Source organism: Vibrio lamellibrachiae, assembly GCF_050337265.1.
In the GTDB taxonomy this organism is placed as follows: domain Bacteria; phylum Pseudomonadota; class Gammaproteobacteria; order Enterobacterales; family Vibrionaceae; genus Vibrio; species Vibrio kyushuensis.
In genome coordinates this window covers 1-12,350 of record NZ_JAKJSU010000015.1, presented here as the reverse complement: position 1 = coordinate 12,350, position 12,350 = coordinate 1, and the positions used below count along the sequence as shown (strand labels likewise).

The 12,350-nt window shown below is 44.7% G+C and carries 5 protein-coding genes, 1 tRNA gene, 2 rRNA genes and 1 riboswitch; of the genes, 3 read left to right on the top strand and 5 right to left on the bottom strand.

What is annotated here, in order from left to right; translation table 11 throughout:
* Nucleotides 1-18 precede the first annotated feature (18 nt).
* Nucleotides 19-1,140, bottom strand: coding sequence for a pyridoxal-phosphate-dependent aminotransferase family protein (locus tag L4C54_RS21135; protein ID WP_428809698.1), 1,122 nt, complete (start codon nt 1,138-1,140; stop codon nt 19-21).
* A gap of 177 nt (nt 1,141-1,317) precedes the next feature.
* Nucleotides 1,318-1,494: riboswitch (Lysine riboswitch) on the top strand.
* Nucleotides 1,495-1,599: 105 nt separating this feature from the next.
* Here L4C54_RS21135 and lysC point away from each other — a divergent pair.
* Together lysC and L4C54_RS21125 are read left to right on the top strand one after the other, a co-directional pair.
* On the top strand, nt 1,600-2,949 hold the full coding sequence (gene lysC / locus L4C54_RS21130) for a lysine-sensitive aspartokinase 3 (protein WP_428809697.1): 1,350 nt from the start codon (nt 1,600-1,602) through the stop codon (nt 2,947-2,949).
* Between the two features lie 262 nt (nt 2,950-3,211).
* Nucleotides 3,212-4,519: a cation:proton antiporter gene (locus L4C54_RS21125; RefSeq protein ID WP_428809696.1), complete on the top strand. Its 1,308-nt coding sequence runs from the start codon at nt 3,212-3,214 to the stop codon at nt 4,517-4,519.
* A 73-nt stretch (nt 4,520-4,592) separates the two neighbouring features.
* On the opposite strand, the gene metH is transcribed toward L4C54_RS21125, so the two are convergent.
* Nucleotides 4,593-8,270 (bottom strand): methionine synthase, encoded by a 3,678-nt coding sequence (metH, locus tag L4C54_RS21120; RefSeq protein WP_428809695.1) that lies wholly within the window; start codon nt 8,268-8,270, stop codon nt 4,593-4,595.
* A gap of 150 nt (nt 8,271-8,420) precedes the next feature.
* Between metH and L4C54_RS21115 the strand changes: the two genes are divergently transcribed.
* Nucleotides 8,421-8,855, top strand: a complete 435-nt coding sequence (locus L4C54_RS21115) for a PilZ domain-containing protein (protein WP_428809694.1) — start codon at nt 8,421-8,423, stop codon at nt 8,853-8,855.
* A gap of 113 nt (nt 8,856-8,968) precedes the next feature.
* Here L4C54_RS21115 and L4C54_RS21110 read toward each other — a convergent pair.
* From L4C54_RS21110 to L4C54_RS21100, 3 genes are all read right to left on the bottom strand, one after another.
* Nucleotides 8,969-9,045 (bottom strand) — tRNA-Asp (locus L4C54_RS21110).
* A 68-nt stretch (nt 9,046-9,113) separates the two neighbouring features.
* Nucleotides 9,114-9,229 (bottom strand): 5S ribosomal RNA (rrf, locus tag L4C54_RS21105).
* A gap of 90 nt (nt 9,230-9,319) precedes the next feature.
* Nucleotides 9,320-12,211 (bottom strand): 23S ribosomal RNA (locus L4C54_RS21100).
* Nucleotides 12,212-12,350 lie beyond the last annotated feature (139 nt).

Below are 12,350 nucleotides of genomic sequence, written 5' to 3'. Positions count from 1 at the left end.
ATATTTAGTACTGATTATTTATTGTTGCAGTGTTTCTTCAAGGGCACGTAAACACAAAGACACATTCTCGTTCCTTGCAGCGTAACCCATCAAACCGATTCGCCATGCTTTACCCGCTAGCGCCCCTAATCCTGCGCCTATTTCAAGGTTGTACTCTTCGAGTAAAGTCGAGCGTACCTTAGCATCATCAACACCTTCAGGAATGAAGATAGCATTAAGTTGAGGAAGTCGGCTCTGCTCATCTACGACAAACTCAAAGCCAAGCTTTTCCAAGCCTACTTTAAGCTTCTCATGCATTTCAGCGTGACGCTTCCATGCATTTTCCAAACCTTCATTTTTTAGCATCAACAAAGATTCGTGCAAAGCATAGAGGCTATTAACTGGGGCCGTATGATGATAGCTTCGCTTGCCTTCCCCACTCCAATAACCCAACACTAAGCTTTGATCTAAGAACCAACTTTGGATAGGTGTCGTGCGAGATTGAATCTTTTCAATCGCTTTAGCTGAAAAAGTTACAGGCGATAAGCCAGGCACACACGAGAGACACTTCTGACTACCAGAGTAAACAGCATCTAGCTGCCACTCGTCGACCTTGAGAGGCACACCACCGAGGGATGTCACTGCATCTACAATCGTCAGTGCATTATTATCAATTGCGATGCGGCTCAAGGCCTGTGCATCGGAAAGTGCACCTGTAGAGGTTTCTGCGTGTACAAACGCTAAAATCTTCACATCCGGGTGAGCTTTAAAAGCTTCTTTAACCTTACTCGGAGTGACAGGAGCTCCCCATTCATCATCCACCATTATTGCTTCAGCGCCTGCACGAATAACATTTTCACGCATTCGATCGCCAAACACACCATTACGACAAACAATCACTTTATCGCCTGGTTCAATGAGATTTACGAAACACGCTTCCATTCCCGCGCTCCCTGGAGCTGAAACGGCAATAGTAAAATCATTCTCGGTTTGGAAAGCATACTTAAGCAGTTGCTTTACCTCATCCATCATGCCAATGAATAGTGGGTCTAAATGCCCAACAATCGGGCGACTCAAAGCTTGTAAAACTTGAGGAGATACATCTGATGGTCCCGGCCCCATAAGTATTCTATGAGGAGGGATAAAACTTTGAACTGGCATAGTAGCTCCTTGTATACAGAAGTGTGAACAACCACATTAATTCAATTATACAAGCCGAGCAATGCGCCGTAAGTCTAGTGTGATTACCCGCAACATTATTCACTCAATCGATCAATAAATGGTGACTAACAAATATCCGTTGACATTTGTTGCGCAAAACCGTTCAATGAAGACGCTTTATGCAGAAGAGGAGCACTGCCCAGGCAGATAGTTTGTGGAACCTTAATTCCAATACAACCTATCAATGGGGAGCAGTGCCGAGATAAATGTAATGTAAGGATTATATTTGTCGGTTAAGTGGGCTGAATCCCCTTAACTGTCACTAGCACCGCCTAGTGATGAGCTTCTGAGGTCAATCTATCTATACGCACCTCTTTTTTGCTCATTTTTCTCTTCTCTAAAGAACTTTAGGTTATCGTTAACCTGTTTATCTTATTTGAATATTTAGGGAGAAATGCTGTGAGCGCATTCAATGTCGCCAAATTTGGTGGGACCAGTGTAGCCAACTTTGAAGCAATGAGCCGTTGTGCTGTTATCATCGAGAACAATCCAGAAACCAAGCTTGTCGTTAGCAGTGCATGTTCTGGAGTGACTAATCTACTTGTTGAACTTGCCAATGGTGTTTCAAACCAAGAGCGACGCAGTGAAGTATTACAAAAGATTGCGGCAATCCACGATGCCATTTTGTCACAACTAACGAGTTCCGACGAAGCAGCCACTGAGATTTATAAGATCTTAGACACAGTAACAAGCCTTGCAGAAGCAGCGTCAATCCAAGCGAATAAGAAACTAACCGATCACCTCGTTGCTTGTGGCGAGCTAATGTCTACTCACCTGCTGGCTCAACTAATGCGTGAACGTGGCATCAATGCTGTTCGGTTTGATATTCGAGAAGTGCTTAGAACAGACGGAACATTTGGAAAAGCAGAGCCTCAGCTTGCAGATATTTCCCAACTTGCTAAAGAAAAGCTTATACCACTATGCCAAGATCATGTCGTAGTTACCCAAGGCTTTATTGGTGCTGACACTGAAGGCAATACAACGACTTTAGGTCGAGGCGGCAGTGATTACAGTGCAGCATTAATAGCGGAAGGTGTCGAAGCTTCAGGGCTAGAAATCTGGACTGATGTTCCGGGTATCTATACCACCGATCCGCGTATTGCATCAAAAGCTACACCAATCCCAGAGATCAGCTTTAGTGAAGCATCAGAAATGGCCAACTTTGGTGCGAAGATCCTACACCCTTCAACGCTCGTTCCAGCACTTCGTCACGATATTCCAGTTTTTGTAGGTTCTTCAAAAGAACCTGAACGTGGAGGAACATGGATTCGACATCATGCCGAAACGTCACCTCTTTTTCGTGCTCTTGCTCTGCGTAGCAATCAAACAATGGTCACACTGCGCAGTGCTAACATGTTCCATGCGTATGGCTTTCTCGCGAAGGTATTTGAGATCTTAGCGGCGCATAAGATTTCAGTGGATTTAATTACTACATCCGAGATCAGTGTTTCACTAACCCTAGATCAAACAGATACAGCCGGTGGCGCACCACAACTGCCAGATCAAGTACGCATCGAATTAGAAGAACTCTGTCATGTAGAAATTGAGCACGACCTCTGTTTAGTCGCCTTAATTGGTAACAATATGAGCGAAAGTAAAGGCTATGCGAAACAAGTGTTCGGAACATTGGAAGACTTTAACTTGCGAATGATTTGTTACGGCGCAAGTCCACACAACCTGTGCTTCTTACTTCACGAGTCAGATGCTAAATCTTCAATTCAAAAGTTACACGCAGAATTATTTGAATAATCACGTATGTAGTGCCGCTAGTACAGCGGCACTTTTTATTAACCATTCTCACATGATGACCAGCTTAACGTATTTCTATAGTTCAGCTCATCACTTTCACATCAGCTTAGACGCATAGCCTATTTAACTAAAGCCTACATGAACGCCGTAACTCTAATAATTGCTCTATAAATAATCACACAAGCATGACATAAAGCCATTGCTATTTGAGTTAACTGGCCCGAAAATCCAAGGTAACATTCAGTTACATTTTTGGTTGATAATGTCCATCTACTACACTCTTTGCTTTCTTTCCGCAGCTGCAATGCTGATTGCTTTTATCAACAGTAAAATCGGCAAGATGCAAACTACGATAGCGATTACGGCAGGAGCAATGATCCTTTCACTGCTCATTTTAGTCGCGGGTCAAAATGATTGGTTCCAGTTAACTGAACTATCCACTTCTACGATTGCCAGCATCAACTTTGAAGATTTTCTGCTAAAAGGCATTCTAGGCTTCCTGCTCTTCGCCGGTGGACTTGGTATTCATTTACCCCATTTAAAAGATCAAAAATGGGAAATTACCACCCTAGCTCTAGGGGCGACTTTATTCTCAACATTCTTTATTGGTGGTGTGTTATACGGGTTCTGCCTACTAATAGGGATTCAATTCGATTTAGTCTATTGCTTACTCTTTGGTGCGTTAATATCCCCAACCGATCCCATCGCTGTTTTAGCTATCGTTAAAAAATTACAGGCTCCGGAACGAATTTCAACCCAGATTGAGGGCGAATCGCTGTTCAATGATGGTTTTGGGTTAGTTATATTTGTGACCTTATTCACAATCGCATTCGGCACAGAGACGCCAACCTTTTCAAGTATCGCTCTTCTATTTTTTCAAGAAGCTATTGGAGGAATCGCCTATGGTTTTGTTCTCGGCTTATTGTTCCATTACTTAATCAGTTCAACGAACGATCACTCAATGGAACTATTACTCACTATCGGTATCCCTACAGCAGGATATGTTTTTGCTGATGTACTTCATGTTTCCGGCCCACTAGCTATGGTTGTCTCTGGAATAATGATTGGTAACTGGACTCGCTACGTGGGATTTTCAAAGGAGAGTGAAGAGCACTTAGATAAATTCTGGGAATTGGTGGACGAATTCTTAAATGGCATTTTGTTCCTACTTATTGGCATGTCGATGCTGCTTTTTAAATTCCATCAAGAAGACTGGATTCTAATGGCATTTGCTATTCCACTCGTATTGTCGGCTCGTTATCTGAGCGTGTTTATCTCTTACATCGGTTTTAAGCGCTTTCGCAGCTACAATTCATGGTCTATTCGAATCCTTACTTGGGGAGGTTTGCGAGGTGGTTTAGCTTTGGCTATGGCGCTTTCTATCCCATCAGGTATTTGGGTTATCCCAGATAAACTAATTGATGTAAAAGAGATCATCCTAGTTATGACGTACGCTGTGGTTATGTTTTCAATCTTGATACAGGGCTCAACAATTACCCCTATGATCGAGAAAGCGAAACACGTACAAAAAAAGTTAGACGATCCAGAACAGCATCAACAAGATATCTAACTGTAACTATATATCGAGATGTAAAAAAGGGTCGCTTAATAGGCGACCCTTTCGATTACAATCTATGACTTAACTAGTTAAGATTTGGTCCTAACCATTTTTCAGCTTCAACAAGATCCCAACCTTTACGCTCAGCGTAACTTTCCAACTGATCTTGCTGAATCTGAGCAATTGCAAAGTAACGACAATCTGGGTGCGAGAAATACATGCCAGATACCGATGCTCCCGGCCACATAGCGTAGCTACTGGTCAAAGACATATCGATAGCTTTTTCCACGTCCATGAGTTCCCATAACGCCCCTTTCTCTGTATGTTCCGGGCATGCAGGGTAACCCGGTGCAGGACGAATACCTTGATACTTTTCACGAATCAAATCATCGTTACTTAAATCTTCATCTGGTGAGTAGCCCCAAATATCCTTCCGTACTTCTTTGTGAAGATACTCTGCGAAGGCTTCAGCCAATCGGTCCGCAACGGCCTGAATCATAATAGCGTTATAATCATCGCCATTCGCTTTGTACTCGTCAGCCAACTCTCTTTCGCCAATACCGCCAGTGACAGCAAAGCCACCAATCCAGTCAGATTTACCACTGTCTTTGGGTGCAATGTAATCCGATAAACAATAGTTGAAACCTTTAGGCTTATCTGTCTGTTGACGTAAGTTACGCAGAATCTTAAGTACCTCGGTTCGAGATTCGTCTGTATAAACCTCTATATCGTCACCAACGCTGTTTGCAGGGAATAACCCACACATGCCTCTCGCTTCAAGAAGTTTTTCACTTTCAACTCGATCAAGCAGGTCATTGGCATCCTTGAAGAGACGTCTCGCCTCCTCGCCGACCTCCTCATGGTCTAAGATCGCAGGATATTTACCCATTAACGTCCATGTCATGAAGAAAGGAGTCCAATCAATATATTGGCGTAACACTGCAACATCAAAGTCTTTAAAGATATGGATACCTGGTTTTACAGGTGCCGGAGGAGTATAAGCAGCCCAATCAATATCAACTCGGTTTTGGCGAGCTTTCTCTAAAGTAACAGGTTTGGTACGAGGCTTTTTACGATTATGTTGCTCTCTAACGCGCTCGTAATCTAAATCGATCTTTTCGACAAAGGCAGGTTTTAATTCATTTGAAAGCAATGAAGTACACACACCTACCGCACGAGAAGCGTTATTCACATAAACAACAGGCTGAGAATAGTTCTGTTCTATTTTGACAGCGGTATGTGCCTTTGAAGTCGTTGCGCCACCAATTAACAGTGGTAAGTCAAAGCCTTGACGTTCCATCTCTTTAGCGACATGCACCATTTCGTCCAACGATGGTGTAATCAAACCTGAAAGCCCAATGATGTCGACATTCTCTTCTTTGGCAACCTTAAGAATTTTTTCACAAGAAACCATCACGCCAAGATCAATAATATCGTAATTGTTACACTGAAGAACAACACCGACGATGTTCTTACCAATATCGTGAACATCTCCCTTAACAGTAGCCAGCAAGATCTTTCCGTTGGTTGAACCTACGTCTTTTGTCGCGTTAATGAAGGGCTCTAAATGAGCAACCGCCTGTTTCATTACTCTTGCAGATTTCACAACTTGAGGAAGGAACATTTTCCCTTCACCAAACAGGTCGCCGACAACGTTCATACCGTCCATCAGAGGTCCTTCAATGACTTCAATAGGACGAGAAGCATTTACTCGTGCCTCTTCTGTATCTTCAACAATAAAGTCGGTGATACCTTTCACAAGAGAGTGCTCTAAACGTTTCGCAACTGGCCAAGTTCGCCACTCCAAAGCAGACTTATCTTCTACTTTACCAACAGCACGCTCCAAATATTCTGTCGCGATATCCAGCAGGCGCTCAGTGGAGTCATCTCGGCGGTTAAGCACAACATCTTCAACCGCTTCACGCAAATCCTCAGGAACGTTATCGTATATCTCTAGTTGGCCTGCGTTTACTATCCCCATATCCATACCGTTTTTGAAACAGTGATAAAGGAATACCGCGTGGATAGCTTCACGCACGTAGTTGTTGCCTCGGAACGAAAATGAAACGTTTGATACACCACCAGAGATCATCGCATGTGGAAGGTTTCGCTTAATATCTCCAACAGCCTCGATAAAATCCACAGCATAATTATTGTGCTCATCAATACCCGTTGCGACAGCAAAAATATTAGGATCGAAAATGATATCTTCAGGTGGGAAGCCAACTTCATTAACCAGGATGTTGTAAGCGTTAGTACAAATCTCAATTTTACGCTCACGAGTATCAGCTTGTCCTACTTCATCAAAGGCCATTACAATCACTGCTGCGCCATATCGGCGAACTAGCTTCGCTTGCTCTACAAACTTCTCTTTCCCTTCCTTAAGAGAAATTGAGTTTACAATGCCCTTACCTTGAATACATTTAAGACCAGCTTCAATCACTTCCCATTTTGATGAGTCGACCATCACAGGGACTTTAGATATTTCAGGCTCTGATGCACACAAATTGAGGAATCTAACCATACACGCTTCCGCATCTAGCATCCCTTCATCCATGTTAATATCGATAATCTGAGCGCCATTTTCCACTTGTTCACGAGCAACACTCAAAGCTTCATCATAAAGCTCTTCTTTAATTAATCTTTTGAAGCGTGCAGATCCAGTAACGTTGGTTCTCTCACCAACGTTAACAAATAGTGATTCTTTTAAAATAGTCAGGGGCTCTAAGCCAGAAAGACGGCAAGCTACTGGAATTTCAGGTAGCGAGCGCGGAGTCACACCGTCAACTGCCTGTGCCATTTGGCGTATATGCTCTGGCGTGGTACCACAACAACCACCAATGAGGTTTAAGAACCCACTTTCAGCCCACTCTTTAACATGTTCCGCCATATCTTCAGGAGAAAGATCGTATTCACCAAATGCGTTAGGAAGACCCGCATTAGGGTGAGCGGAAACACTGCACTCTGATATACGTGATAATTCGCTGACATACTCACGGAGCTCATCAGGACCAAGAGCACAGTTCAAACCAAATGAAATCGGTTTAACATGGCGTAAGGCATTGTAAAATGCTTCAGTAGTTTGGCCTGATAGCGTTCGACCAGAAGCGTCAGTAATGGTACCTGAGATCATAACAGGCAGGGTGATTCCAACCTCTTCAAATACAGATTCGACGGCAAAAGAACAGGCTTTAGCGTTCAGCGTATCAAAGATCGTTTCGATCAAAATCAGGTCAGAACCACCTTTAATTAAGGCACGTGTAGACTCTGAATAGGCTTCGACCAATTCATCAAATGTAACATTTCGAAAACCAGGATCATTTACATCCGGCGATATAGTACAAGTTCTATTTGTAGGACCTAAGACGCCAGCAACATAACGTGGTTTATTAGGGGTCTTTGCCGTCCACTCATCAGCGACTTTTCGAGCAAGTTTAGCTGCTTCGAAATTAATCTCTTCACTCAAACTTTCCATGTCATAGTCGGCCATGGCAATAGTCGTTGCGTTAAAGGTGTTTGTTTCTAGGATATCAGCACCCGCTTCTAGGTACTGTCCATGAATATCTTTTATCATTTGAGGCTGAGAAAGAACGAGTAAGTCATTATTCCCTTTAAGATCACAATGCCAAGTAGAGAAGCGATCACCACGGTAATCATTTTCTTCAAGTTTATAATCTTGGATCATCGTGCCCATACCACCATCTATAAGCATGATTTTCTGCTTAAGTTGAGCTTCGATCTGTTGTCTTACATTACTTCCCACGGTACAGCCTCATTCCTTTTATATTGCCTCTATCCTATCACAGAACATACAGCTGTCTAGACGTCCAAACTAAATTTGAATATATTTTAGTTTTTCAACTAATGGTCGTTTTAATCTAAGAAAGTACACGTGATATTAAGCTGCAGTGATATGAATTCAGAAAATGAAGCGAAGAGAAAACACGCCCGTTGGTATTTTTGGTCACCAAACGAACCATTTGGAACTCAAACAAACGGGCTAGCAGTAGAAATACGAAGAGTCGGTTGGTTTAAACGAAAGGTTGGACATGCTGTCATTAAGGACATCAGTCTAGGTGGGGCCGGAGTATTGGTTTCAAACAGAGTAAATGTTCCTAGTAGGATAATAATAATCACACCTACCTTGAGTGAGTTTTATGCCGACGTTGTTTACCAGCGTAAAGAAGGGGATAGCTTCACCTTTTTAGGTATTACTTGGTGTGATTCTAATGACGATGAACGTCTTGAGTTAATTGCTCACGTACAGAAAGCTACAAATGTAGAAAACCGAAATGAGGTTTCAATAAAAGAAAGGAATAAAGAAAAGTCCGTAGAAGAAACAGATTAATTTAATGAGCTAACATATATGCGATATATCATGATTGATGTATAGCAAACCTGTTCGCTCTTTCTTCAGACATAAAAAAGCCCGACTCTTTCGAATCGGGCTTTCTTAATAAGTGGCGGAGTGGACGGGACTCGAACCCGCGACCCCCGGCGTGACAGGCCGGTATTCTAACCAACTGAACTACCACTCCGCAGTGGCATACCTGCAATAGCAAGTGTCCATTTGTTTTTAGGTCTTGACCTAAAAACGATATTTAAAGCCTGGCGATGTCCTACTCTCACATGGGGAAACCCCACACTACCATCGGCGCTACTGCGTTTCACTTCTGAGTTCGGCATGGAATCAGGTGGGTCCGCAACGCTATGGTCGCCAAGCAAATTCTAAAATTCGGAAAACTGATTATAAAAGTTCAAACACGCATTCAATGTTCTTATATTGAGTCCACAAAACCCCTTGGGTGTTGTATGGTTAAGCCTCACGGGCAATTAGTACAGGTTAGCTCAATGCCTCACAGCACTTACACACCCTGCCTATCAACGTTCTAGTCTTGAACAACCCTTAAGGGCACTTAAAGTGCCAGGGAAGACTCATCTCAGGGCTCGCTTCGCGCTTAGATGCTTTCAGCGCTTATCGATTCCGAACTTAGCTACCGGGCAATGCCACTGGCGTGACAACCCGAACACCAGAGGTTCGTCCACTCCGGTCCTCTCGTACTAGGAGCAGCCCCCTTCAATCTTCCAACGCCCACGGCAGATAGGGACCGAACTGTCTCACGACGTTCTAAACCCAGCTCGCGTACCACTTTAAATGGCGAACAGCCATACCCTTGGGACCGACTTCAGCCCCAGGATGTGATGAGCCGACATCGAGGTGCCAAACACCGCCGTCGATATGAACTCTTGGGCGGTATCAGCCTGTTATCCCCGGAGTACCTTTTATCCGTTGAGCGATGGCCCTTCCATTCAGAACCACCGGATCACTATGACCTGCTTTCGCACCTGCTCGAATTGTCATTCTCGCAGTCAAGCGGGCTTATGCCATTGCACTAACCACACGATGTCCAACCGTGTTTAGCCCACCTTCGTGCTCCTCCGTTACTCTTTGGGAGGAGACCGCCCCAGTCAAACTACCCACCAGGCACTGTCCGCAAYCCCGATAAGGGRCCAACGTTAGAACATCAAACGTACAAGGGTGGTATTTCAAGGTTGACTCCACTCCATCTAGCGACGAAGTTTCAAAGTCTCCCACCTATCCTACACATGTAGGTTCAATGTTCAGTGCCAAGCTGTAGTAAAGGTTCACGGGGTCTTTCCGTCTAGCCGCGGGTACACTGCATCTTCACAGCGATTTCAATTTCACTGAGTCTCGGGTGGAGACAGCGTGGCCATCATTACGCCATTCGTGCAGGTCGGAACTTACCCGACAAGGAATTTCGCTACCTTAGGACCGTTATAGTTACGGCCGCCGTTTACCGGGGCTTCGATCAAGAGCTTCGACCGAAGTCTAACCCCATCAATTAACCTTCCGGCACCGGGCAGGCGTCACACCGTATACGTCATCTTACGATTTTGCACAGTGCTGTGTTTTTAATAAACAGTTGCAGCCACCTGGTATCTGCGACTCCTAGTAGCTCCATCCGCAAGGGACTTCACCGCCAAGAGCGTACCTTCTCCCGAAGTTACGGTACCATTTTGCCTAGTTCCTTCACCCGAGTTCTCTCAAGCGCCTTGGTATTCTCTACCCGACCACCTGTGTCGGTTTGGGGTACGATTTCTTATAATCTGAAGCTTAGAGGCTTTTCCTGGAAGCATGGCATCAATGACTTCACTACCGTAGTAGCTCGACATCGTATCTCAGCGTTAAGAAAGTCCGGATTTACCTAAWYCTTCCGCCTACGTACTTGAACCTGGACAACCGTCGCCAGGCCCATCTAGCCTTCTCCGTCCCCCCATCGCAATTATAAGAAGTACGGGAATATTAACCCGTTTCCCATCGACTACGCCTTTCGGCCTCGCCTTAGGGGTCGACTTACCCTGCCCCGATTAACGTTGGACAGGAACCCTTGGTCTTCCGGCGAGGGGGTTTTTCACCCCCTTTATCGTTACTCATGTCAGCATTCGCACTTCTGATACGTCCAGCAGCCCTTACAGACCACCTTCAACCGCTTACAGAACGCTCCCCTACCCCACATACTTAAAAGTACGTAGCCGCAGCTTCGGTGTATAGCTTAGCCCCGTTACATCTTCCGCGCAGGCCGACTCGACTAGTGAGCTATTACGCTTTCTTTAAATGATGGCTGCTTCTAAGCCAACATCCTAGCTGTCTAAGCCTTCCCACATCGTTTCCCACTTAGCTATACTTTGGGACCTTAGCTGGCGGTCTGGGTTGTTTCCCTCTCCACGACGGACGTTAGCACCCGCCGTGTGTCTCCCGGATAGTACTTACTGGTATTCGGAGTTTGCAAAGGGTTGGTAAGTCGGGATGACCCCCTAGCCTTAACAGTGCTCTACCCCCAGTAGTATTCGTCCGAGGCGCTACCTAAATAGCTTTCGGGGAGAACCAGCTATCTCCAGGTTTGATTGGCCTTTCACCCCTAGCCACAAGTCATCCGCTAATTTTTCAACATTAGTCGGTTCGGTCCTCCAGTTGATGTTACTCAACCTTCAACCTGCCCATGGCTAGATCACCTGGTTTCGGGTCTAATCCTAGCAACTGTTCGCCCAGTTAAGACTCGGTTTCCCTACGGCTCCCCTAAACGGTTAACCTTGCTACTAAAATTAAGTCGCTGACCCATTATACAAAAGGTACGCAGTCACAGAACAAGTCTGCTCCTACTGCTTGTACGTACACGGTTTCAGGTTCTATTTCACTCCCCTCACAGGGGTTCTTTTCGCCTTTCCCTCACGGTACTGGTTCACTATCGGTCAGTCAGTAGTATTTAGCCTTGGAGGATGGTCCCCCCATATTCAGACAGGATATCACGTGTCCCGCCCTACTCGATTTCACTGATTATGATGTGTCGGTTACGGGGCTATCACCCTGTATCGCGAGACTTTCCAGACTCTTCACCTGCATCATTAAAAGCTTAAGGGCTAATCCAATTTCGCTCGCCGCTACTTTCGGAATCTCGGTTGATTTCTACTCCTCCGGGTACTTAGATGTTTCAGTTCCCCGGGTTCGCCTCGTTRYGCTATGTATTCACRYAACGATACGTGCTTATGCACGTGGGTTTCCCCATTCAGAAATCCCAGACTCAAAAGGTTATTACTACCTAATCTGGGCTTATCGCAAGTTATTACGTCTTTCATCGCCTCTGACTGCCAAGGCATCCACCGTGTACGCTTAGTCACTTAACCATACAACCCCAAAAGGTTTCTGTATGGCAACTAACCAAGGTGTAAACTCGTTGTCTCATTATTTGAATGAGCGAGACAACATTTCGATTTTGCCGGACTCAAATATTAAACAATCACAACCGAAGTTACAACCGAAGTT

Excerpts from the sequence above, each read along its gene's own strand:
- L4C54_RS21135 (WP_428809698.1), bottom strand. The coding sequence starts at position 1,140 with ATGCCAGTTCAAAGTTTTATCCCTCCTCATAGAATACTTATGGGGCCG.
- L4C54_RS21125 (WP_428809696.1), top strand. The coding sequence starts at position 3,212 with ATGTCCATCTACTACACTCTTTGCTTTCTTTCCGCAGCTGCAATGCTG.
- L4C54_RS21115 (WP_428809694.1), top strand. The coding sequence starts at position 8,421 with ATGAATTCAGAAAATGAAGCGAAGAGAAAACACGCCCGTTGGTATTTT.